Origin of the sequence: Streptococcus danieliae, from assembly GCF_013415245.1 — a bacterium.
Taxonomy (GTDB): Bacteria; Bacillota; Bacilli; order Lactobacillales; family Streptococcaceae; genus Streptococcus; species Streptococcus danieliae_A.
Window position 1 is genome coordinate 1 of sequence record NZ_JACBXX010000227.1, and the last position, 22675, is coordinate 22675.

General features: G+C 44.8%; 23 protein-coding genes and 1 other RNA gene. 2 read left to right on the forward strand and 22 right to left on the reverse strand.

The genetic code is table 11. The annotated features are described in order from the left end of the window. The 7 genes from HZY94_RS09610 to HZY94_RS09640 form a co-directional block, all read right to left on the reverse strand. Positions 1 to 368: reverse transcriptase domain-containing protein (locus tag HZY94_RS09610; RefSeq protein WP_257151918.1), on the reverse strand; the 368-nt coding region annotated here is incomplete at its 3' end. A gap of 575 nt (positions 369 to 943) precedes the next feature. Further along, positions 944 to 1654: an L-ribulose-5-phosphate 4-epimerase gene (locus HZY94_RS09615; RefSeq protein WP_179925941.1), complete on the reverse strand. Its 711-nt coding sequence runs from the start codon at positions 1652 to 1654 to the stop codon at positions 944 to 946. Then, a complete protein-coding gene (locus tag HZY94_RS09620) occupies positions 1654 to 2514 on the reverse strand; it encodes an L-ribulose-5-phosphate 3-epimerase (protein WP_160332608.1) in 861 nt (286 codons plus the stop codon). Before HZY94_RS09620 ends, HZY94_RS09615 begins: the two co-directional genes overlap by 1 nt. Before the next feature lie 3 nt (positions 2515 to 2517). Beyond that, entirely contained in the window at positions 2518 to 3180 is a 663-nt protein-coding gene (locus tag HZY94_RS09625) for a 3-keto-L-gulonate-6-phosphate decarboxylase UlaD (RefSeq protein WP_160332609.1), read from the reverse strand. Positions 3181 to 3289: 109 nt separating this feature from the next. Beyond that, entirely contained in the window at positions 3290 to 3775 is a 486-nt protein-coding gene (locus HZY94_RS09630; protein ID WP_179925942.1) for a PTS sugar transporter subunit IIA, read from the reverse strand. A 66-nt stretch (positions 3776 to 3841) separates the two neighbouring features. Beyond that, a complete protein-coding gene (locus HZY94_RS09635) occupies positions 3842 to 4120 on the reverse strand; it encodes a PTS sugar transporter subunit IIB (RefSeq protein WP_160332611.1) in 279 nt (92 codons plus the stop codon). Between the two features lie 38 nt (positions 4121 to 4158). After that, positions 4159 to 5616 (reverse strand): PTS ascorbate transporter subunit IIC, encoded by a 1458-nt coding sequence (locus tag HZY94_RS09640; RefSeq protein WP_160332612.1) that lies wholly within the window; start codon positions 5614 to 5616, stop codon positions 4159 to 4161. A 272-nt stretch (positions 5617 to 5888) separates the two neighbouring features. Here HZY94_RS09640 and HZY94_RS09645 point away from each other — a divergent pair, with 272 nt between their 5' ends. Then, positions 5889 to 6533: a hypothetical protein gene (locus HZY94_RS09645; protein ID WP_179925943.1), complete on the forward strand. Its 645-nt coding sequence runs from the start codon at positions 5889 to 5891 to the stop codon at positions 6531 to 6533. 44 nt (positions 6534 to 6577) lie between these two features. Here HZY94_RS09645 and ffs read toward each other — a convergent pair. Further along, an RNA gene (gene ffs / locus HZY94_RS09650) (signal recognition particle sRNA small type) lies at positions 6578 to 6672 on the reverse strand. 470 nt (positions 6673 to 7142) lie between these two features. Here ffs and HZY94_RS09655 point away from each other — a divergent pair. Then, complete coding sequence (locus HZY94_RS09655) at positions 7143 to 8642, forward strand: ATP-binding cassette domain-containing protein (RefSeq protein ID WP_179925944.1); 1500 nt, start codon at positions 7143 to 7145, stop codon at positions 8640 to 8642. On the opposite strand, the gene HZY94_RS09660 is transcribed toward HZY94_RS09655, so the two are convergent. The 14 genes from HZY94_RS09660 to HZY94_RS09725 all read right to left on the reverse strand — a co-directional run bounded on the left by HZY94_RS09660 (position 8619) and on the right by HZY94_RS09725 (position 22475). Next, complete coding sequence (locus tag HZY94_RS09660) at positions 8619 to 9485, reverse strand: hypothetical protein (RefSeq protein ID WP_179925945.1); 867 nt, start codon at positions 9483 to 9485, stop codon at positions 8619 to 8621. The genes HZY94_RS09655 and HZY94_RS09660 overlap by 24 nt on opposite strands. A 120-nt stretch (positions 9486 to 9605) precedes the next feature. Beyond that, positions 9606 to 10226 (reverse strand): V-type ATP synthase subunit D, encoded by a 621-nt coding sequence (locus HZY94_RS09665; protein WP_179925946.1) that lies wholly within the window; start codon positions 10224 to 10226, stop codon positions 9606 to 9608. Between the two features lie 23 nt (positions 10227 to 10249). Beyond that, positions 10250 to 11629, reverse strand: coding sequence for a V-type ATP synthase subunit B (locus HZY94_RS09670; RefSeq protein WP_179925947.1), 1380 nt, complete (start codon positions 11627 to 11629; stop codon positions 10250 to 10252). Continuing rightward, positions 11629 to 13407: a V-type ATP synthase subunit A gene (locus tag HZY94_RS09675; RefSeq protein WP_179925948.1), complete on the reverse strand. Its 1779-nt coding sequence runs from the start codon at positions 13405 to 13407 to the stop codon at positions 11629 to 11631. Before HZY94_RS09675 ends, HZY94_RS09670 begins: the two co-directional genes overlap by 1 nt. 55 nt (positions 13408 to 13462) lie before the next feature. Further along, complete coding sequence (locus tag HZY94_RS09680; RefSeq protein ID WP_179925949.1) at positions 13463 to 13783, reverse strand: V-type ATP synthase subunit F; 321 nt, start codon at positions 13781 to 13783, stop codon at positions 13463 to 13465. Further along, the gene (locus tag HZY94_RS09685) at positions 13773 to 14777 is read right to left on the reverse strand and encodes a V-type ATPase subunit (protein ID WP_179925950.1); all 1005 of its coding nucleotides are present in this window, start codon (positions 14775 to 14777) and stop codon (positions 13773 to 13775) included. The genes HZY94_RS09680 and HZY94_RS09685 overlap by 11 nt, the downstream gene beginning before the upstream one ends. Before the next feature lie 45 nt (positions 14778 to 14822). Continuing rightward, positions 14823 to 15404, reverse strand: a complete 582-nt coding sequence (locus tag HZY94_RS09690; RefSeq protein WP_179925951.1) for a hypothetical protein — start codon at positions 15402 to 15404, stop codon at positions 14823 to 14825. Between the two features lie 13 nt (positions 15405 to 15417). Further along, positions 15418 to 15894, reverse strand: a complete 477-nt coding sequence (locus HZY94_RS09695; protein WP_160333130.1) for a V-type ATP synthase subunit K — start codon at positions 15892 to 15894, stop codon at positions 15418 to 15420. Between the two features lie 3 nt (positions 15895 to 15897). Next, entirely contained in the window at positions 15898 to 17895 is a 1998-nt protein-coding gene (locus HZY94_RS09700; protein WP_179925952.1) for a V-type ATP synthase subunit I, read from the reverse strand. Then, entirely contained in the window at positions 17885 to 18208 is a 324-nt protein-coding gene (locus HZY94_RS09705) for a hypothetical protein (protein WP_179925953.1), read from the reverse strand. Before HZY94_RS09705 ends, HZY94_RS09700 begins: the two co-directional genes overlap by 11 nt. 11 nt (positions 18209 to 18219) lie before the next feature. Then, complete coding sequence (locus HZY94_RS09710; protein WP_179925954.1) at positions 18220 to 19116, reverse strand: ROK family protein; 897 nt, start codon at positions 19114 to 19116, stop codon at positions 18220 to 18222. Positions 19117 to 19314: 198 nt separating this feature from the next. Next, positions 19315 to 20424: a Gfo/Idh/MocA family protein gene (locus HZY94_RS09715; protein WP_179925955.1), complete on the reverse strand. Its 1110-nt coding sequence runs from the start codon at positions 20422 to 20424 to the stop codon at positions 19315 to 19317. A 27-nt stretch (positions 20425 to 20451) separates the two neighbouring features. Then, positions 20452 to 20910 (reverse strand): YhcH/YjgK/YiaL family protein, encoded by a 459-nt coding sequence (locus tag HZY94_RS09720; RefSeq protein WP_179925956.1) that lies wholly within the window; start codon positions 20908 to 20910, stop codon positions 20452 to 20454. Between the two features lie 20 nt (positions 20911 to 20930). Then, positions 20931 to 22475: a sodium:solute symporter gene (locus HZY94_RS09725; RefSeq protein WP_179925957.1), complete on the reverse strand. Its 1545-nt coding sequence runs from the start codon at positions 22473 to 22475 to the stop codon at positions 20931 to 20933. Positions 22476 to 22675 lie beyond the last annotated feature (200 nt).

Below are 22675 nucleotides of genomic sequence, written 5' to 3' on the forward strand. Positions count from 1 at the left end.
TGAATAATAGCTGTCTCACAAGAGCGATTGGGACGAAAGCCATAACTATACTCTGAGAAGTGTCTTTCACAGATTGGACTGATGGTTTGAACAATCGCTTGTTGTACCATTCTGTCCCTGACTGTAGGGATTCCAAGATTTCGGACGCCACCATTTCGCTTAGGCATTTCAACTCGTAAAACTGGTTGAGGTTTGTACTTCCTCTGCTTTATAAGTTCCTTGGTTTCTCGCCAATGTTGCCGTAGGAAATTATCCATTTCCTCAATGGTAACTCCGTCGATACCAGCAGAACCCTTGTTTCTTTTTACCTGATGATAGGCTTCAAGCATATTGTTCCGAGATAATATCTTATCTAGCAATTCTGACATGTGCGTATTCCTTTCTTGTTTCGGTGTCTGAGGGACATCTTAGATTCGTGAACCTTCTCCTAGTCAATACGTGACCGTCTCCAGTTCTATCAGACCGTTCTTTTACAGACACAAGTGAAGTAGGATTACTTCGGTTAATTGTTCGCCCCTTCGCTCCATTTCCATTACAGAAACTTCATCACTACTATGGGTTCGGCTGACTTCTCATGATTCGTTGTTACTACGTCTACGACGCTCATGAGACCTCACGGGATAAGTCGTATATCTTTCCTCGTTTACTCTCGTGATCTACGCATATAGGTTACGACTACCTTTTGGGACTTTAGAGTTTTCAGCCTCCTCATCCACTACATACGCCTTCATATCACATTTCTGTTCGTAGAGCCACGATTTCGCTATCCCTTCCTCTCCCCGCTACCTCACGATAGTCAGGCTTGGGAGTCGCTATTGGGTTCACCGGTAGCAGGTGCCCACAGAGGACTTGCACCTCAGATATACGACATGCCCGTCGTACTAAAAAACGGGGTCAGGACCGCCTGTCCCAATCCCGTTTTCAGATAGTGTCAAAACTGTTCTTAATGGCTTTGGCCCTTTTGACCATAATAAGCATTGGGACCATGTTTCCGAAGATAATGCTTGTCCATCAAGAATTGTGGTGCTTCCTCAACCTGAGGATTGATGGCTTCTGTAAAGCGAGCCATCTTAGCAACTTCCTCTAAGACCACACTGTGGTAAACGGCTTCCTCAGGCGACTTGCCCCAAGTAAACGGCCCATGATTGCGTACCACAATCCCTGGCACTGCCATCGGATCCAAGTCACGCTCACGGAAGGTTTCAATAATGACAGTTCCCGTTTCCATCTCATAAGCCCGATCAATTTCATCCGCTGTAAGCGAACGCGCTGCTGGGATTGGCCCATAGAAGTAATCGGCATGGGTTGTTCCATAAAAAGGAATATCACGGCCAGCCTGGGCCCAGCCAACAGCTTCTGTTGAATGGGTATGAACAACCCCACCAACATTTGGGAAGGCCTTGTAGAGTTCAACGTGGGTCGCTAGGTCTGAAGAAGGGTTCAAATCGCCTTCGACAACATTCCCATCCAAGTCTGTCACCACCATATTTTCAGGGGATAACAAGTCATAGTCAACTCCACTTGGTTTGATAACAATCAAGCCTACTTCACGGTCAATGGCCGACACATTACCCCAAGTGAACTTCACTAAGCCATGCTGAGGGAGGGCAATATTTGCCTCATAAACCCGTTGGCGTAATTCTTTTAATAACATTAGAGACCTGCTTTCTCAATCAAGGGGTAAAGGAAGGCTTGGGCAGCTTGAATAGCAGCCTTGGTTTCCTCTACAGTTTCACAATTCTCAGACCACATTTCAATGAGGAAGGGACCTTGATAATTGGTCTCTTTTAGGACCTGGAAGGTCGCTTCCCAGTCGACACAGCCTTGGCCAAATGGTACATCACGGAATTGACCCTTGCTGGTCTCCGTAACAGGATAAGTATCCTTCAAATGCAAGGCTGCAATCGAGTTATGCCCCAATAGAAATTCTGAGTGGAAATCATTGTGCCAGGCAGCTAGGTTTCCTGTGTCTGGATACACGAACAGATAAGGAGAGTTGATTTCTTTTTCAACAGCCAAGTATTTTTCAATACTGTTGATAAACGGATCATCCATGATCTCAATCGCTAGCATTACCTGTGCTTGCTCAGCCCAGGTGCAGGCCTGGCGCAGATTTTTCAAAAAGCGTTTCCGTGTTTCTGGTGATTTGTCTTCGTAATAAACATCATAGCCGGCGAGCTGAATAACCCGAACTCCGAGATCTTGAGCGAGTTCGATACAGGCCTGCATGGTCTCCATAGACTTGGCTTCAAGAACTGGATCTGCAGACCCCATTGGATAGCGACGATGACCTGAAAAACAAATGGTTGGAATCCGGACACCTGTTTCATAGATGGCCTTAACCACTTCCAAACGTTCTTCCTTGGTCCAGTCTAGCCGAGCCAAGCGCTCATCGGATTCATCGACCGACATTTCTACAAAGTTAAAGCCAAGTTCCTTGGCAAACTCCAAGCGTTCTTTCCAAGTGAAGTGCTTAGGTGTTGCTTTTTCATAAATACCGATTGGACGTGCCATAATCTACCCCCAAATTCGACGGATTTCATCCTTAAATTCACGTGCCGCTTGAGCTGGATTTTCAGCTTCAGTGATTCCACGGCCAGCAATAAAGGTATAGACATCAATACCTTCAAACAGTTTGAGGGTATCCACATCCAAACCACCCGTTACAGAAACCCGGAAGCCCATGTCTACCAATTTTTTAACCTTGGTCAAGTCTTTTTCACCCCAAGTTTCCCCAGCTAATAGGGCATCACGAGATTGGTGGTAGATAGCTTGGGAAATACCTGCATCAAGCCAGAGTTGCGCTTGTTCATAAGTCCAGTCCCCGTAAAGCTCGATTTGGATTTCTCCCTTGTCTCCACGGACCTCTTTGATCGCTTTCAAGGCTGCTTCCATAGTTGGAATGGTGGCACTACAGATACAGGTCATCCAGTCGGCACCACGTTTTGCATTATTAGCTGCAACTGTTCCCCCAGCATCCGCACACTTGGTATCTGCCACGATGACTTTATCTGGGAATAGACTGCGAAGCACTTCTACCAATTCACTTCCTACCTGCAGCAAACAGACTGTTCCAGCTTCGATAATGTCAACTTCCTGTCCAACAGAAACAGCAGCTTTGATAGCTCCTTGCAAGTCTGAATGATCCAATGCAACTTGTAAATTTGGAATTTGTGTCATTTCTTTCTCCTTTAACGATTTACCGTTTCCCTTATTCTGATACTCAACACTATTTTGCATTCAAACGAGGCTGCAAGAGGCAGCGACGTGTGAAAAAATAGAGGTCCGATTAGCTTTCCAAATCCAAACCTTCCAAATAAGGACTGTTTTTAGATTCATCAATCATTGCCAAGACTTCTGCTGGGCTTTGGCAATTGCTCAAGCGTTCAATTGAATTTTCCAATTCAAAGAGGGCAATGATTTGCGGAATCGCCACACTGGTGTGGATTTCAGAACTAGTTGCAGCCAAGGCCAAGAGAACTTGAACCTCTTTACCATCTGAGAAGGCAACTGGTTCTGTTAGGGTAACAAGGGAGAAGGAATCACGTTTTACACCCGCTTCTGGACGCGCGTGAGGCATCGCCATTCCTGGCATCAAGATATAGTAAGGACCGTATTCTTCTGTAGATTCGAGGATGGCATGATAATACTCTTCCTCAACTGCTCCACTCTCAATCAGTGGATCAATAGATAGGCGAACGGCTTCTTGCCAAGTATCGGCACTCAAACCAAGGCGAATGGAATTGTTTTCTGTCAAAGCTTGTTTTAGGTTCATACTGGGACCTCCTACTATAAAAGAGGGAGCAGGAGAATTCTCCGGGCTCCCTTTGTGTACCTGCGATTAAAGAACTTGTGACAATTTTTCTTTAATTTCTGCGTCATCCATAAGGTTATCCAACCCGATGATGTGACCGTTTGTGCGTCCTTCCAACTCGTTTACCAAGTGGATAGAAGCGATTACGATATCGTAACCAGATGCCAATCCTTTTGCCTCACCAACACTACAAGAGTTGACAGTGAAGTCTGATTGACCAAGACCACGAAGGGCATTTTCAACCTTCATCTTGATAACCATGCTGGATCCCATACCGTTTCCGCAAGCTGTTAATACTTTAACCATAATGATTCTCCTTTTTCTTTATACAAAATGAGTGGGTCTTACTCTTCTGAGGGAATTTGACCCGCATAATAAGCTTCTTTATCTTTCGCTTTCGCAAATTGCAATTGAGGAATGATCAAGAAGAAGAGGCAGACCAAGGCAAAACCGATAATACCAAGATATTTGAAGAGGTAAGCGAATGGAAGCCAAGGGATATCAAAGTCGATATTTCCATGGTAACCACCATAAGACGCTAAACCAAGAAGGGAAACCGCAACCGCACCGAGGGCAACCTGAAGAATACCAGAGATGAAGGAAAGGGAAAGGGCCGCTTTCCAACCACCCCGCTTGTCTGCGTAAACAGCGATGGCTGCGTTGTCAAAGAATACAGGTACAAACCCTGTGATAATCAAGACTGGGTTTTTAAACACAATCAAGAGAACAATTGTTACCAATTGACCTAGTAAACCAAAGGCAAATCCTGAAAGAACCGCGTTTGGAGAACCAAATCCATAAGAAGCCGCAACGTCGACCGCTGGGAAAGAACCTGGCAAGAGTTTGCTTGAGATTCCTTGGAAGGCGTTGGTCAACTCAGATACGAACATCCGCACCCCTTGCATCAAGATAAAGAGGTAAACGGAGAAGGTGAAGGCAGTCTGGATGATGTACATGAAGTAAGATTGCTTCTCAGCCACGTACAAGGTTCCAGAGGTAATTACTTCTGCATTCGACATGATTTCTGGACCCAAGACCATGAGAATGGCTCCAAAGAACACCAACATCAAGGTCGCAGATGCTACCACCGTATCGTGGAAAATAGAGAGGAATTTAGGCAATTTCAAGTTGTCCAAATTTTCTTCTTTCTTACCAAAGAAAGGAGCCACCTTGTCCACAAACCAAATCGCGAATTGTTGTTGGTGACCAATCGCGAATCCGCCACCACCTGTCAAACGTTGAGTAGCTTCAACCGTCATATTGGAGCTGACTGCCCAATAAAGACCACAGATAACACCAATCGCTAGAATTCCCCAGCTATTGCGCAATTGCGGAACCAACAGTAGAACAATCAAGGAAATGGTCGCCGCTTGTTGCACCATGATGTGCCCTGTAATGAAAAGTGTCCGCACCTTGGTAAGCTTCCGAAGAGCTACCAAGAGGATGTTCACACCAAACCCAATCAAAAGAGCTGTTGTAGCTGCTCCGACAAAGTCCGGAAAATCTTCCGCAATTTTTGTGTTGGCTGCGGTCAAACCAAAGTAGGGATCGATAACCGCCGCACCAATTTGGAACTTATAGTTCAAAGCTGCCAAGATGGGACGGAAGGTTGTAACCAAGCCACCAGCACCGACGTTCAAAATCATGTAGCCGACCGTGGCTTTAACAAAGCCTGCAAAAACCTCATGGCCTGGTTTCTTCAAGAGGGCATATCCTACTAAAACGAGGAGACCTACGAAGAAAGCCGGATTTTGCAGAATGTTCTGCGAGAACCAATTGAGAATATTAATGATGATATTCATCTTACGACTCCTTTCCTAATTGTTCTGCCGTAATTAAAGTATACGCTTACATTTTCAATCAAAAAAGACCAAGAGTTACACAGACAAGTGTTCACTCTTGGGTTGAAATAGCCACGATAACGTCTTTGTTTCCTTTTCCATTCCTTGAAAACAGCAATCCCACCAAAAGCACAATTTCGATTTTTGGCGATTGGATGCATCTTACAAGAGAAACTCAGAAGGATTTGCTATACTTGAATCAATTACAAAAACAAACAATTACTGGAGATTTTATGGAAAAGAATTCCGAAACACAGGCTCTGGGGATCGTAGCCCTCACCCTGGCTGTCATTGCTTTATTGGGATCCTGGATCCCCTTGCTCAACTATATCGCCTTTCTTTTTGGAGTCCTAGCTCTAATCCTCGGCCTCATTGCCTTTTGGATTCACCGCAAGGGGAAAAAAGCACCGGGAATCATCGCCTCTGCTTTAGCCGCTCTGGCCATCGGTATTTTCGCCCTCACACAGGCCAGCTACGCACGATCCCTGGACGAAATTTTCTACGAATCTGAATACGGCTATGAGACAGACTATGACTACGAGGAGGAAACCTTACCGGAGTCTGAATTCCCCTGGACCCAAAAAGATTTTGACAACCTAGTCCTGGGTGACGAAACGACCGGTGCCGGCGGGGCCAACCTCAAGGACATACTGGCTAAATTTGGCGATCCCTCTTCAACTATTAAGGGTTCTGCCGAAACGCAATCCCAAAAATTCGAAACCCAAAAGCTTTGGTACATCGATGAAGCGGTCGACTCAGATCGTTCCGTTATGTTACTATTTGTCAAACAAGACAATGGCGACTGGCTTTTGATCTCGAAAGCTGCAGAAGAATTGGATGAAAACCCAAAAAACAGTGACGAGGAAACCGTCACTTAATCAAAAACGAAAGAACCCTTTGGAAACTTAATTCCAAAGGGATTTTTTAACAGCAAAAAAGAGCACACAATCTAAATCGCTTAGGGCTGCTGGATTCCTCCCCTGACCCGCTTCACGCAAGATTGTTGCTCCACTGAGTATTATACCATATCTTTTCAGTTTGTCGAGTTTTTTCCCACCATTTCTCCAAACTAGCTTGACAGCCCAATTCTGGTCTGCTAAACTGAAACCATCACATTTACAGCGAGGTAAGGAGCCATGAACAACTAGAAGTCCCACCAGTGACAGTCGAGTCATTCAAGCTTTGGAAGCCAGTCGAGCCAAACCGGTACGGCTGAAAGCCCATCGTTTATCGTCTTGAATCACTCAAATACTCTGTACTTATTTGGTAGACTTCTAGTAGCTCCTGCACCAGCCTCTTCTTTTGACAGAGGTGTTTTCATACTCTTTCTCGGTTACAAATCCACGAGCTTACTTTGCCTTGCCTAACTAGAGGTAGGCAGGCCTATGTTACTGACGTGTTCTTAAACCCAAAGAGTCTGAGCAGTCCTTCTACAAGCGCTACCAATTAGGTAGCGTTTTTCTATTGTGATCAAAAGGAGGATTTTTATGCTGCTAACCATTCAACACCTAAGTATCCAGCACCAGAAAGATTTGCGGACGCTGGTTCAAGACCTGTCGCTCATGATCCATCAGGGAGATAAGGTAGCTATTATTGGCGAGGAAGGCAATGGGAAGTCCAGCCTACTCCAGCTACTCCTACAAGAACCTGCAGCCAACCATCTCCTCGTAGAGGGAACGATTCAGAGACACTTCTCTGCGCCCGTCTACCTGCCCCAGACCCTACCTGAATCTCTAGCCGAGATCAGCCTCAATGACTACTTTTTCGCAGACCCTGACGCGCTGGACTACAGTCTTGTTTATCGCTATGCAGATCAACTTGGTTTTGACAGTCAGCGATTATCCAGTCTGCAAAGCCTGGCTAGCCTGTCTGGCGGTGAGGCCCTCAAAGTTCAATTAATCAGGGCTCTAGCCAGTCCCGCTGATATTTTCTTCCTCGATGAACCTTCCAATGATCTGGACCTAGATAGCCTCCTCTGGTTGGAGAATTTTGTCGCCACCTGTCCACAGGCGGTTGTGTTTGTCTCCCATGATGAAGATTTTCTCAGTCACACTGCTACGAAGATCATTCACTTGGAATCCCTCAAACGCAAACAAGTGGCCCAAACCCAGGTCTGGCAAGGTAGTTACCCCGACTACAAGGAAAGGCGCAATCAGCGGTACCAAAAACAAAAACAGCAAGCACAAAACGAACGTAAAGAATTTGAGAAAACCATGGACAAACACCGACGCCAAAAAGCTCAGGTTCGCCATAGTCTGATCAATACCCATGATGCAACCGCCGGACGCCTAGTTGCCAAAAAAATGAAACAGGTGCTAGGTAGGGAAAGGCGGTTTGAGCAAGAACGAAAAGAGCTAACCCAGCTACCTCTGGATGAGGAAGCAATCCAGCTCTTCTTCTCGGATATCCAGCCACTACCAGCCAAAAAAGCCCTGCTCAATTGGGGAGAATTCTCCCTCCCAACAGAAGAACACCTCCATCCCCAAGATAAAATCGGTATTATCGGAGCCAACGGCATCGGCAAGTCCACCCTACTCAAGCGCATCTACCAGGAAATACTGACCAAAACAGATATTCGTCCTGGCTACATGCCCCAACAATACCAGGAAATGCTCCCAGACCTGGAAACCCCACTCCAATTTCTCTGTCCCAGTGGCGATCAAGCTCAAGAGCAAAAAGCCCTGACCCACCTGGCTCAACTCCAATTCACACGCCAAGAAGTCCAGCATGCCATCCGTGACCTATCTGGTGGCCAACAAGCCAAACTGCTCCTCCTCAAACTAGTGCTAGACAGGGCCAACCTGCTTCTCCTAGATGAACCTAGCCGCAATTTTTCACCCACTTCACAACCCCAAATTCGGCAACTCTTCCAGAACTATCCTGGAGCCATCATTGCTGTATCCCATGATCGTCGCTTCCTGCGCCAGGTCTGTGACCGCATCTACCGGCTTACCGAGGCAGGGCTAGTCCCTGTCGATAACTTTTAAATCCGCCATTCTCAAAAGCGCCTGCCGCTCTTGGGTCTGCAATTCCTCTACCATTCGGAAATATTCTGGAGGAGTCTCCTGGGCCTGGAATTTTAATTGTTCCAAAAAAATAGGGTCGGTCCCTTTTTCCTGGTAAAGATTGCCTTGAAAGAAATAGCGCCTACTCTTTTTATCAATAGAAAGAAGCGACGAACGCCACCGGCTCTTCTCAGTAGTCAAAGGCTTCCAGCTAATCTTCAACTGCTGGTCCAAATAATACCAGCCCAACAGCTGGAGACGACTGGCTGTCCGACGAAGCGGATCTTGATAGGTACAGGAAAGCGGGAGCACATCCTCTCCCTCTTGGATAAAAGGGTGGAATCCTTGAATCCCTAGATACTCTTGAAGAGACTGGGGGTCAGCCCCCTGCTCCTGATCCGCAAACCGGCTGGAATGTGCATAACGAAAAGGGTCGTAAACATCTAGTTCCCCCGCCCTGCCCTGGGAAATCAAGGCCAGCTCTTCCTGCGAATAATAACGGAGACCCTCCTTCAACTGCGGATCCTTAGGATCTACCTGCAAAATCTGAATGGTCCCCCGTGCCTTGGGTGGAACCTGTAACATACCGGTATACAGGCTGGCTTTTTTGAAAATTTTCAGCCGCTGGGGCTGATCGCTATAGCCTTGCTGGGACCGGTTCAGCACATAGACCCGCTCGCTCTGGGGATCAAGCTTAAACAAGATCACAAAGGCCAGATTCTTGCGATTTTTGTTAATCCGAATCACCGGCGTCTGGTACTGTTGATCATTCTTAAACAGACTTAAAAACTTTCCTGCTACTAATAGTCGAACTTCTTTCTTCATAAATATTAGTATACCACGAGAAAAGGCCAGCAATAACCCTTCCAGGGACTGCTGGCCTTTTCCTCATGTCTAGATCACCTCTGAGCCAGAAACCAGCCTCCTTGATTTCCAGTCAACAGGCTACTTCACCTTCATAATTCTGACCAGATTGGCGCGGTCTGCTTCCTCTAATTTTAGCTCAATATAGTGGATTGTTTCCTCTAGGTTGGGAATCGTTGCATATTCCAAACCATTGACCCGACGCCGTGTTTTTTCAATCTCATCTGCCATCAATTGACAGGTTTTTTCAACTTCTGCCAAGCGGAGTAAGGTATCTACATGGCTATCAATTGCTTTAAAGGTCGCATCCATCTCACTATTTGAAGAAAGGTAGCTATAGTCCAATCCCTGTTCGGCATCCCTAGTTGCTTGAACTGTGGGGAACATTTTGGGAACCGTCACACTCATCACATTCTCTTCTTCAATCAACAGGGATACCTGCTTGGAGGGAACCAGAAAGAACTCTTCCAGCATCAGCGTGTTAACAGATGATTTAGCCAGTACAAAAGCTTTCAGACTAGCGGACAAGCTCTGCTCGACTTCCTGCCGTAACCGGTGATTCTCCCGAATCAGACTAATAAAACGCCGCATCAGCTCATCTCGTTTGTCTTTAAGCAGCTTATGTCCCCGTTTTGCTGTCTTTAAGCGCTCTTTTAGATTGTTCAACTCCATACGAGTCGGTTTGACATTCAAACGTGCCATTCTTTCTCCTCCTTTCAGATTTTTTAATGATTCGGAAGATAGAGATCCAGCATCTCATCCTTGATTCGCTTCAATTCAGTTCGAGGTAAGATGGACAACAATTTCCATCCTAAATCAAGTGTCTCTTCAATGCTTCGATTTGTGTAAAAACCTTGATCGATGTATTCTTTTTCAAAAGCTTTGGTAAAAGTAACATACAGCTTGTCAACATCTGAAAGGGCTGAGTCCCCCAAAACAACCGCTAGTTCTTCTACCTTTTTCCCTTGGGCATAGGCTGCAAACAGCTGGTTCATGGTTGCCGCATGGTCCCCACGTGTTTTCCCTTCACCAGCCCCCTTATCCTTCAAACGGGAGAGGGATGGCAACACATTAATCGGTAGACGGTAACCACTGTTGTATAAATCATGCGACAAAATAATCTGTCCCTCTGTGATATAACCGGTCAAATCCGGAATCGGATGGGTAATGTCGTCTTCTGGCATGGTCAAAATCGGAATTTGCGTAACCGATCCTTTTTTACCAACCAGACGGCCTGCACGTTCATACAAGGTTGACAAATTAGTATAGAGGTAACCTGGATATCCACGACGACCTGGAACTTCGCGTCTCGCTGCGGATACCTCACGCAAGGCCTCACAATAGTTGGTCATATCCGTCATAATTACGAGAACATGCATATCCTTTTCATAAGCTAGATACTCAGCTGCGGTTAGGGCAATCCGTGGTGTTGCAATCCGTTCAATCGCCGGATCATTTGCTAAATTGATAAACAATACAGACCGCTCAATGGCTCCTGTTTTCCGCAGGTCCTCCATGAAAAATTCAGCTTCTTCAAAGGTAATTCCCATGGCTGCAAAAACAACGGCAAAGTTTTCATCGGAATTCAAAACAGTGGCCTGACGGGCAATTTGTGCCGCCAACTCATTGTGGGGTAAACCAGAACCTGAAAATACGGGTAATTTCTGGCCACGAACCAAGGTATTCAAATGATCAATCGCAGAAATTCCAGTTTGAATAAATTCATCCGGATAATCGCGCGACACCGGATTGATCGCTTGACCATCAATATCTAGATATTTTTCAGGAATCAATTCTGGTCCACCATCAATCGGTTTCCCCATTCCATTAAAGATACGTCCTACCATATCTTCAGATACAGGCAATTCCAAGGGATGGCCAGCAAAGCGAACTTTTGCTTTCTCAAGGTTGATGCCACTAGAGCCTTCAAACAATTGCACCATCGCCTTATCTTCATGGACCTCTAAGACCTGACCACGGCGTGTCTCCCCATTGTGGAGTTGAATATCCACTAACTCATTGTATTGCACCCCTTGGATATCCTCAACAATCATCAGAGGACCAACCACTTCACTGACAGTTCGGTATTCTTTAATCACACCCATTAGGAGAGCCCTCCTTTCTCAATAACCTCTTGGATATCCGAGCGAATCACCTGTGATAGTTGCTGGATCTCTGCTAAAGACGCTTCGGCGATATACTTACTTCGGGCCATCCTATCCCGAATGGTAACAGTGCCTTCCATTAATTCCTTGAAGTAGGTGCCTAATGCTAAAGCACGATCCCCTTCATCCGCAAAGGTCAGAATATTATTCAACATAGCTTCCTGCTTATCAAATGATGTAAAGGTATCAACCGAATCAAAGGCATTTTGTTGCAAATAATCCTCACGAATCTGCTTGGCAATTTCCATGGTCAAGCGTTCTTGTTCTGACAAGGCATCAAAACCAACCAGGCGAACAATCTCTTCAAGACTCGATTCCCTTTGCAGATAATTCATCGCTCGGGTCACCTTGCTAGCCCAGTCCGTCTGCTTTTCAGTATCAATATACTTACCAATACTGTCTTGATAGAGGGAATAGAAAGTTAGCCAGTTAATGGCGGGGAAATGGCGCCGTTGTGCCAAGGGAGCATCCAAGCCCCAGAAAACCTTCACAATCCGGAGGGTATTCTGCGTCACCGGTTCAGAAATGTCACCACCCGGCGGCGAAACTGCTCCGATAGCCGTAATCGTTCCCTCACGCGCTGGTAAACCCAAGACTTGTGACCGTCCCGCTCGTTCATAATACTCCGCAATTCGACTTCCTAGATAAGCCGGGTAACCCTCATCACCGGGCATCTCTTCTAGACGACCGGACATTTCCCGCAAGGCTTCTGCCCAACGTGACGTTGAATCAGCCATAATCGCCACCGAATAGCCCATATCACGGAAATATTCAGCAATCGTAATGCCTGTATAAATCGATGCCTCACGCGCAGCCACAGGCATATTAGAGGTATTGGCAATCAATACCGTACGCTGCATGATGGATTCACCTGTATTGGGATCAATCAATTCAGGAAATTCATTCAAAACGTCGGTCATCTCATTCCCACGTTCCCCACAACCAACATAAATCACAATATCAACATTCGCAAACTTCGCGACTTGATGCTGCACAACCGTTTTCCCAGCACCGAAAGGACCGGGAACAGCTGCCGCCCCTCCCTTTGTTACAGGGAAAAAGGTATCAATAACCCGCTGACCTGTAATGAGCGGTTCAGACGGAATCAGACGCTTGGCCACCGGACGTGCTTTCCGAACCGGCCATTTTTGCATCAAGGTTCCCTGATAAACTTCCCCATTTTCCAGGGCAATCTCATAGACTGTCTCTGCAACAGTAAAGTCACCGGCTTGAATTGACTGGAGCCTTCCAGAGATCCCGTAAGGAACCATAATTTGATGATCAATTACCTTGGTCTCAGCAACTGTTCCCAAAATATCACCGGCTGAAACCTCTTGACCCACTGCAAGACTCGGTTGGAAAGACCATTTTTTCTCCCTATCCAGGCTTAAAATATCAACACCACGAATCAGAAAATCATTCCCTGTCTGCAATTTAAAACGTTCCAGGGGCCTTTGAATGCCATCAAACATCTCCGAAATCAAACCAGGTCCCAGCTCGACCGATAAAGGATGCCCTGTTGTGATAACGGGTTCCCCAGGTGCTAGTCCCGATGTTTCTTCATAAACCTGGATTGAAGCTTGGTCTCGGCGCATCTCAATAATTTCACCGATGAGACCCAAATGCCCGACCTGACAAATATCTTGAATATTGGCCTCTTGCATCCCTGAGGCAACTACAAGAGGGCCAGAAATCTTACTAATTTTTCCTTGAGTCACTACTATCCTCCTCACTCATCTCTGATTATTCTTGAACGGCTATAGTAGACCAGCTCTATAAAATATTTTGTCCGACAGCCTTCTCAACATTCTCTTGTACTCTTCCCAAAGCTAGACCGGAACTCCCTTCATGGGTTGGCAACAAAATCAGGGCAGGAAGCAGCTGTTTGTCATAATAATCCAGTGTCTCAGGAATCAGAGCTGCAATATCTTCTGTGAGATAGATAATGCCATAACCTGTTTGGGCTAACTTTCGAATGGTGTTTTGAGCTTCCTTCTCCACTTGAACAGGAAAAACATCAAAACCAACCATTTGGAAGGGCAAAATGGTGTCACGACGGCCAACCACCGCAATCTTATACTGTTTACTGTCCATAAATTGGTCTCATTCTTTCTGCTAGTAAATCTGAAGGAAGATGATTGTGATAGGCTGATAAAATCAACCGTAAATTCTTGATCTCAAACTCACACCTCAACAGGTACAGGGCTAAAGAGAGAGGCCCATCTACAGCTAACTCCTGGCTATCCAAAAGTTTGAACAGCATGAAATCTGAAAGATACTCTAACTCAACTGTTGAAATTTCTGAACGACGGATCCGATTTTCAAACTCCGCTATGTCCGTATCTAACAAAGGATTCAACTGGCTAAACCAGTCTATAAGTTTATCCTCTTCAACCATCTGAATAAAGGTTTTCGCCGGAAAACTTCCCTCATCCGACAAGACTTGATAAATGCTGTTATCCGTTTTCTGCTGGCTAAGTCCCCGCTTAACAGCAATGACATTGTAAAAATCCGTTATCATTTGGACCAACTGCTGCAGGACTGGGTCTAAGTCGGCTGATAACCGCTTCAGGTGTCTAAAATAAGCTAAGTCAGCACCAATTTCCAAAATACGGTGATTTTGATAGGTTTGATAGTCCGCCCAAATCGAACGCACTTCATCCACTAACTCCGCTTCTAAATAATCTGAATGCAGGGTGGTCACCAAATGTTCCAGTTCCTCAATTCCTTCCACTCCAATCGGAATTAACAGGTGCGAGAAATCTCGTTCTAGAGCCTTACCCTTCAGGAGAATCTTGAGATTATGATACACATAACGGATGGCAAAGACAGAAACGATTGCCGGGTTGGGACTTTGGGAAAAGGCCCAGTTATATTCATCCACCAAACGTTTCTGCAGTTTGCTATCAATCGCCTCCAAACTGGCTAAATCCTTAGCCTCAAAGGAGTAGACACTATCTCCTAAAATGGCTAGGAGGTCACTTTGATGATCTGCTTCTAAGAGTTTCTGAAAAGTTTCAGGAGAAATAAAAGTCTGTTCGCGAACAGCTAGTTCAACATTTATTTCTGCAAAATCTATACTATTCATTCCTGTTCTTTCCAACCTCCTTTTCTCTAAATGCCCGGACTTCAATTAGCGCGTGAAAATCTCATTGGCAATCCGTGAACTTTCTGCTTTATAAACCGAGTCCACCAAATGACGGTAGAGATAATTATCGTCGACCCTGCCAAGCGAGACAACCAGGCCTGCTTCCTGAGCAATACTTTCCTGGTCAAAGGTCATGTGCGGATAAGCTAGCTGAAGCTGGCTGACTTGGCTAGGCCCTAATTTCTGCAAGGTAACCTGCCCAAAGGCAACCTGAGCGCTCTCTTCTGAATATTTGTCCAAGACACCGCGAATAAAGGCCAGTTCTGTCTCTTCAAACCAGTCAGCCATGGTCTGATAGGCTGCTTGAAAGAGTTCCTGCAAGATTGCTTGTTTGGCAACCAGGGTCGACTGCCGTTCCTTATTCTTGATTTGTTGGCATTCAGCCTGATGGACCTGCTTGAGTTCCTTGATTCGCTGTTGAAAATCTGACTCTTTGGTTCCTAATAACTGCGTCTTTTTGTGCTCAAAGTCCTCTTTGATCTGTTCTTGTGCCTCTAAAAACCGCTGCTGACCTGTTTGCCGCGCCTGCTCCAAGACGGAATTTTTTAATGCTTCAATATCAGCCATGCCTTACCTCCTACTATACTTTTAGGGTCAAAATAAAGGAAATAACAAAGGCCAAGATAGCGTAGGTTTCAACCATGGCGGCTAAAATAGCCCCCTTCATAAACTCTTTCGGCCGTTTAGCCAGAATTTGCATACCGCCTACTGCAACATTCCCTTGATGTTTTGCCGAAAAATAACCAACAAGGGCAATCGGTAGGGAAACAAAGAAGTAGGCCACTCCCTTCTCAAGGGATAGATCTGGTGTCAACTGCAACCAAATCAAAATGCCAATAACAAAACCGTAAAGCCCCTGGGTCCCTGGGAGCAACTGAAGGATCAGGGCCGATGCAAATTTTTCCGGCTGCTCTTTCAAAAGCGCTGCTGCCGCTTGTCCGGCTTTACCAACCCCTAAAGCGGAACCGATGCCACTAAACCCAACGGCCATAAAAATTCCTAAAGCTGCAAAGAAGGCTCCACCATGACTTGCAAAATAAGTTGCTAATTGTTCCATTTACTAATCCTCCGATGGATGTTTCATCCGAATATATTTTTCTGATATTTTCAAAGGTGAGAAGGCTTGTCCTCCCCCTTCATAAAATTTGCCAAAAAATTCAACAAACATAAGACGCGCCCCATGTACATATCCTGATAAAAGCGATAAGAAAATATTGATAGCATGGAGTAGTATAAAAATGATAAGGCCAACCGTAAATTTCGAAAGGCCTGGAAACAGACCGACAATTAAATTAAAGGCAGAACCGATACTGGCTCCTGATAACCCGAGAGCCATCAGACGGGTAAAACTGACCAGGTCCCCAACATACGATGAAATATTGTAGAGGTTAAAGAATCCCTGCCCAAGTCCCGCAAGGCTCTTGGACTGAACCACAGACACAACCAAGATGGCTAGGGCATTCAGAATGGCTAGCCACTTACCAATCGTCGCTAAGACAGCATAGGGCTGAACCAGAGAACCGACGGCAACCATAGCCAGACCAATTAAAATCAAACACCAGGCAAAGCCTGAATGGTAGGCCTCACTATAATCCTTCATCTTCATTTTTTGAAGGCCTCCCAGGAAGAGACCACTGATAACAGTCAACAGACCAAAGACAACCGACACTATTAAAATCATCATGACATCTGTCCTTGTCGAAATGAGATGAAAAGGTAAATCGTATCCGAAGAAAGAGCCGTAAATGAGGCCCCAAATGGAGACTGCAACCCCTAAAATACTAAAAAACTTGATAAAACGGATGGTGTTTTCAGGGAGATAGAAGAGCTTGAGAGCCAAAAAGGCCAACAGCGAGATCAATAATCCATAACCCAGATCAGCTACCATCATGCCAAAGAAAGTAAAGTAGAAAGGAGCCAGAATCGGTGTTGGATCCTTCTCATAATACTTGGGCAAAGCATACATTTCGGTTAGCAGTTCAAAGGGTTCAACCAGAGCTGTATTTTTGAGCTTGATCGGAATCTGGGCTTGCTCCTCGTCCGTCACTACCAGCTCAGTTAGAAACACAGTCGAACCAAACTCCGTCTCCAAGACCTCTTGCAACTCTGGCAAGCGCTCTTCTTCAATCCAACCCTCCAAGCCTGTCAAATGAGTAGTGTTGGCCATCAAGGTTTTGGAGGCCTGCCGGGCTTGCTGGGTCAACAAAAAGTCAATCTGTCCCTGCAAGTCTCCCAGCTGTTCTTGGTAGCTTCCCAATTGGTCCATTAAGGCCGCTTTTTCCGCCTCTAACTCCCGGTTTTCACGATCTAACTGGTTTAGCTTTTCCCCAGGTAACATCGGCTCATCATAGTCGAAGACTTGAAAACCAGCTGTTTTTAAGATGTCTTCTGGGTTCCCCTGAGACAGGCAAAGAAGACCATATTCCTTCTCTGTAACAAACAACTCCTCTACCTGAAGGCCCTCAGTAGCTAGCAGGACTTTATAGGCCTGATCATCCGCTGTTCTCGGCAGAGTTCCCACCTGCGCCTGCAAAAACTGGAATTCATTCAGAGTATTCGGGAAAAATGCTAGATCACGCCAGGGCTCTAACACCTTCATGACAGCTCGGTTATCCTCTAAGGAAGCTTCAATGTCCTTGACTCGAGTGAGTTTGGTTTGAATCTCCTGACTCAAGCGGGTCATTCGCTCCCCTTCACCCAAGGACTTGAATTCAGCAGCTGTTAGGGCTTGTGGTGGTGTCCGTAATCGTTCTACTACTCCCTGAACAGGGAGATAGACTCGTAACTGCTCGCGGAGAGCCTCTAAATGCCGTTGCTGATTTTCAAGATGGCGTAAAACCTCATCTCCTACCAGTTCTTTAGAATCCTCGTAGTCCTGAGTCTTCACGGATAGTTGCGGACTTGTAACCTGTTTGCTACTAAAGGCTTGGAACCAGGAATCTTGCGCTTTTAAATCTTGAAGCTCGACAATTTCTAAACCCTGTAGTAATTCTGTTACAGCGTCTACTTGCTCACTGGTAAACAGTAGGGCAATTTTTTTCATTGGACTAATGGCCATAATACGCAACCACCCTACTCACAATTTTTTCCACAAACTCCGTTTTATAATTCATAGAAACTTGTTGGATTGTTTGCTCATTGGCCTGAATCTTATCCGCAACTTCCTGATCCAAGGCTTGTTTATCACTCGATAGTTGTTGTGCGAGTTGTTCGTACTCTTTTTGATAATAGGCCTGACGCTCTTGCAACAGCTGGCTCAACTCTTGTTTAGACTTTAATGTCGCTTCTTGAATCCGCTTTTCATACTCTTCTACAATAAGTTGCGCTTCCCGCTCGATACTTTCCATGGTTGTAAAAATAGAATCTGACACACGCGTACCTCCTAACCTTGTAGTGGATATTGTGTGAGAAAATGCTTGACGGCACCCAATCGTCCGGCAGCATTTCCTAATGACGCTGCTAGTAACTGCTTGGGCAAAAAGCGCTCATCTTGTACCTTGGCAACCAGAGCCGCCTTGATTTTCGGCAAAAGCAGATCCGCTCTTGCAAAAATACCACCACCGATGATAAATGCTTCTGGATTCAAAAGATAAGAAATCGTCAAAATTCCTTCTGTCAAATGGTCAAGAAAACTCTCCAAGGCCTCTTCAGCAGCTGGATCCCCCGCCTCAAGAGCAGTAAAAAAACTCCGTCCGTCTTGTTGGTTTTTCCCACTCTTGCTTTCATACAGGCGGACAAGAGCTGTTGCCGACGCCCCATTCTGCCAATCTTGACCTTTAATCGGAAGATAACCAACTTCACCAGCTGTAAAATTGTGACCCGTCACAATCTGACCATCCAGCACAATCGCACCGCCAATTCCTGTTCCAACTGTAATCATCACAACGGAAGACAGATCCTTGGCTTGGCCCAACCAGGTCTCACCCAAAGCTGCACTATTGACATCATTTTCAACAGCTACCGGAAGCTGGAACCGCTGTCCAATTGTCTCAACAAAATTGACACCAATATAACCTGGAATGGTATAACCAGCATAGGCAATGCTTCCCTGGCGACTATCCACAACCCCCGCTGAAGAAATACCAACCCCATCAATTACATGCGTTTGCTGGTAGTCTTCTACTAATTGACAAACCTGGTCCAAAATATCATTGGATTGATTTTCATAGTCAATGTGGGTCTCAACTTCTCGATATTCTTGAAAACTCTTACCATTTTCATCATATAGATCCGCTTTGATGCTGGTCCCTCCAATATCAATCCCGATAATCTTTTTCATAGATCTTATCCTTTCAATTCAAAAGCTATCTAATTCTCCTTTTTGAATCGTTATTAAAAAAGGGGACAAGGAAATCAATTTGCTAAGAAGTCGATTCCCTTGTCCCACCTCCACACAGTTCAGTAGGTCTGTAAAAGATGGTGAAATCAATGCAGTTCGCCTACTGAAACATTGTACATCTAGTTATTTTCCTAAAAACTAGTCCTTAACAATTTCAGCTAGAGCTACTTTACGATCTTCTGTCACAGATAAGGTACACGCATCTGCAGTCGCGATTGATTCAAGTGCTGCCACTCCGTTCAAGAGTTTTGCGTATTCATCTGTAATCTCGCCACCTTTGATAATATCGTGTAAGTAAGCCATTTCTTTATCAATACATGTTTGCAACCAGAGTGGGCAACGAACTCCTGGCTTACCATAGGCAATCGCACCATCCATCCCACGTCCGGTGTAGATTGCTGTCCGGTCATCATCTTCCTCTTGTGTTTCATGAACCAAGAAGTGTGATTCTCCTTCACCTTTCACACGAAGTGTTCCACCTGTGTTGTACAAATCAAGTTTGATAGCACCTTCGGTTCCTTGAATCAACACATAGTGCTCACCCCAACGGAAGGCGTTTCCGTATTCCAAAACAGCATAGCGATCATCTGCATATTCCAGATTCACGATCAGCATGTCATCTTCATCCCCAAAATTCTCACCTTTATGATAGACATTTCCACCTACCATTGTCGCTTTTTCAGGCATACCACCCATGATAAATTGGATACAGTCCAATTCGTGGATATGGTGATACAAGTGACCTCCAGATTGGGAACGAATTTTTTTCCAAGACACGGTTGGTTGTTGTTCTTCCCAACCTGTACGGGCTGCGTGACAGTAAAGAACTTTACCGATTTTACCTTGTGTAATCAATTCTTTAGCATGGTGGACCCCATTAAAGAAATTCATAATGTGACCGGCCATGAAAATAACATTGTTCTCCTCACAGGCGTCAACCATGGCCTTACAATCTTCATAATTCAAGGCAATTGGCTTTTCACAGAAAACATGTTTCCCGTGTTCTGCTGCTTTTACAACTGGCTCACGGTGTAGGTAGCTTGGTGACGCTACAATCACACAATCCACATCCTCACGTTCGACAAGTTCATCCAAACTTGCACAAACAGCTGCGCCCAACTCTTCTGCTACTTCTTGACCATGATTGGGATCAAAAACAGCAATGATTTCCGCATCTTCGATTTTGTTCATTGAACGTGCTAGGTCAGCACCAAAGTAACCTGCTCCAACAATTCCATATTTAACCATCATTTTTCTCCTTCATGAATTTTCATGTTACACCTCAACATTCAAGACTTTGATCACTACCTTTCTAACTGGCTCATCATTGACCTGAATTTTGGGTTGATGAAGGTCTTCTTCAAACACCACTAGAAGATTACTGTCTGTCAATGTGACAAGCTGATAGGCATCACTATCATAAAGAGCAAAATCCTGCTCCTCATCAAATTCTTCTGTCAGCTTAGCATTTTCTAATGTAGAAACCGCCATTTTTTCAGTATTGCTGACAACTAAGTGAATATCTAAATACTTCTTATGATTTTCAAATACTTGACCTGGAGTTCCATCAGCCACGTAAGTCATACTATTGATAAAAACATTATCCCCATCGATGTCCGTACGTCCATCTTCCAATTTTGTTAAATCGGTTTTTTCTAGAAAATCATATACGGTTGAAAAATAAGGATTGATGGAAGCATATCTTTTAAAATCGGAACGTTCTGCAATAATCATTTACTGACCTCTCTTATTTCTTAATGACGTTGTTCCCAACTGCTATCTGACAAGATTTCTGGAATATCATGAATGGTTGTATATTTCGGTGCAGATACTTTGTTACCAGTTAAAATTGAAACAACATAACCAACAACCAAGGAGACTGTGATAGAAATCAAAGAGTAAGCCCAGTAGTTCACAGCATCTGCCGGCAAGCCATACTTAATCCAAACCATGACGATGGTTGATACAATCAGAGCGGCATAGGCACCCTGTTTGTTAGCTTTCTTAAAGACAAAACCAAGAATGAAAACACCACCCAGTAGACCGAGCACCAAACCCATAAATCCGTTGAACCACTCGTAAGCAGATTTGATATCTGAGTGAGCCATAATAATGGAGACAACAACTGAGAAGATACCAACTAGAAGGGATACAACTTGAGCAATGCGAGTCCGACGCTTGTCAGACATATCTTTAGAAAGAACTTCCTGAATATCCAATGTCCAAGAAGTTGCCACAGAGTTCAAACCAGTTGAAATCGTGGACTGTGCCGCTGCATAAATCGCTGCCAGAATAATTCCTGTAATCCCTACTGGCAACTGATAAGCGATAAAGTACATGAAGATTTGGTCCTGTGCAACATCATCAACGGCACCATTACCAGCATTCTGTACCTTATAAAAGACATACAACCCGGTACCAATCAAGTAGAAAATCGTTGCGATTCCAAGTGAAAGAGCACCATTGGTGAACATCATCTTGTTAAGCTTTTTGATGTTTTGAGTGGTTGTAAAGCGTTGTACCAAGTCCTGTGAAGAAGCGTAGGAAGAGAAAATTGTCAAACCAGATCCAAATACGATAAGGGCAATCGAACCAGATAGGATATTTGGATCAAAGATTTTTTCTGTTGGAGCAACAAATTTACCATTAGCCAATTCATGAGCGATGGCTCCAAAGCCGCCATCAATGTCTTTCAAGAGAACAAAGAGGGCAATCAAAACACCACCAATTAAGACAATTCCTTGGATAAAGTCTGTCCACAATACAGATTTAATCCCACCTGTATAGGAATAGATAATCGCGACAGCCCCCATCAAGATGATGAGAATATTGATGTCAATCCCCGTCAAGGCTGCTAACCCAAAGGATGGCAGATACATGATGATGGACATCCGACCGAGTTGGTAAACGATAAAGAGAACTGCTGCAATAACCCGAAGGAAACGCGAATCAAAACGTCTTTCCAAATAGTCATAGGCCGTATCAATATCCATCCGGGCAAATATAGGAAGAACAAAGCGAATGGCTAGTGGAATCGCAATCAGCATCCCCAATTGGGCAAACCATAAAATCCAACTTCCTGCATAAGAGTTCCCAGCCAAGCCCAAAAATGAGATTGGACTCAACATGGTGGCAAACAAGGAAACAGAAGTAACATACCAGGGAACCGAACCGTCCCCCTTAAAAAATTCCTTTCCTTTCATCTCCTTTTTGGAAAAGTACAGACCTGCTATGAGAACCGCGACCAAATAGGCAATCAAGACAAATAAGTCTATCGAAGTGAATCCCTCTGTATTCATAATTAAATCTCCATTTTATACACTGATTCTCTGTGATACTTCATTAACTCGTAGAATTTCCAAAAAATGACTAATACTAAATAAAAATCGAATTTTGAATTATAATAGATTGTATGAAATTGAAATTAGATAAACAACAAGAAACTGAATTGAGATTAGCTCTTAGAAATAAAGACTACGCTACTTATCATAGACGCATC

What these genes read in the sequence shown, in the direction of transcription:
- HZY94_RS09615 (WP_179925941.1), bottom strand. Translation starts at nt 1,654, where the DNA reads ATGTTATTAAAAGAATTACGCCAACGGGTTTATGAGGCAAATATTGCC.
- HZY94_RS09620 (WP_160332608.1), bottom strand. Translation starts at nt 2,514, where the DNA reads ATGGCACGTCCAATCGGTATTTATGAAAAAGCAACACCTAAGCACTTC.
- HZY94_RS09625 (WP_160332609.1), bottom strand. Translation starts at nt 3,180, where the DNA reads ATGACACAAATTCCAAATTTACAAGTTGCATTGGATCATTCAGACTTG.
- HZY94_RS09630 (WP_179925942.1), bottom strand. Translation starts at nt 3,775, where the DNA reads ATGAACCTAAAACAAGCTTTGACAGAAAACAATTCCATTCGCCTTGGT.
- HZY94_RS09635 (WP_160332611.1), bottom strand. Translation starts at nt 4,120, where the DNA reads ATGGTTAAAGTATTAACAGCTTGCGGAAACGGTATGGGATCCAGCATG.
- HZY94_RS09640 (WP_160332612.1), bottom strand. Translation starts at nt 5,616, where the DNA reads ATGAATATCATCATTAATATTCTCAATTGGTTCTCGCAGAACATTCTG.
- HZY94_RS09645 (WP_179925943.1), top strand. Translation starts at nt 5,889, where the DNA reads ATGGAAAAGAATTCCGAAACACAGGCTCTGGGGATCGTAGCCCTCACC.
- HZY94_RS09655 (WP_179925944.1), top strand. Translation starts at nt 7,143, where the DNA reads ATGCTGCTAACCATTCAACACCTAAGTATCCAGCACCAGAAAGATTTG.
- HZY94_RS09660 (WP_179925945.1), bottom strand. Translation starts at nt 9,485, where the DNA reads ATGAAGAAAGAAGTTCGACTATTAGTAGCAGGAAAGTTTTTAAGTCTG.
- HZY94_RS09665 (WP_179925946.1), bottom strand. Translation starts at nt 10,226, where the DNA reads ATGGCACGTTTGAATGTCAAACCGACTCGTATGGAGTTGAACAATCTA.
- HZY94_RS09670 (WP_179925947.1), bottom strand. Translation starts at nt 11,629, where the DNA reads ATGGGTGTGATTAAAGAATACCGAACTGTCAGTGAAGTGGTTGGTCCT.
- HZY94_RS09680 (WP_179925949.1), bottom strand. Translation starts at nt 13,783, where the DNA reads ATGGACAGTAAACAGTATAAGATTGCGGTGGTTGGCCGTCGTGACACC.
- HZY94_RS09685 (WP_179925950.1), bottom strand. Translation starts at nt 14,777, where the DNA reads ATGAATAGTATAGATTTTGCAGAAATAAATGTTGAACTAGCTGTTCGC.
- HZY94_RS09690 (WP_179925951.1), bottom strand. Translation starts at nt 15,404, where the DNA reads ATGGCTGATATTGAAGCATTAAAAAATTCCGTCTTGGAGCAGGCGCGG.
- HZY94_RS09695 (WP_160333130.1), bottom strand. Translation starts at nt 15,894, where the DNA reads ATGGAACAATTAGCAACTTATTTTGCAAGTCATGGTGGAGCCTTCTTT.
- HZY94_RS09700 (WP_179925952.1), bottom strand. Translation starts at nt 17,895, where the DNA reads ATGGCCATTAGTCCAATGAAAAAAATTGCCCTACTGTTTACCAGTGAG.
- HZY94_RS09710 (WP_179925954.1), bottom strand. Translation starts at nt 19,116, where the DNA reads ATGAAAAAGATTATCGGGATTGATATTGGAGGGACCAGCATCAAAGCG.
- HZY94_RS09715 (WP_179925955.1), bottom strand. Translation starts at nt 20,424, where the DNA reads ATGGTTAAATATGGAATTGTTGGAGCAGGTTACTTTGGTGCTGACCTA.
- HZY94_RS09720 (WP_179925956.1), bottom strand. Translation starts at nt 20,910, where the DNA reads ATGATTATTGCAGAACGTTCCGATTTTAAAAGATATGCTTCCATCAAT.
- HZY94_RS09725 (WP_179925957.1), bottom strand. Translation starts at nt 22,475, where the DNA reads ATGAATACAGAGGGATTCACTTCGATAGACTTATTTGTCTTGATTGCC.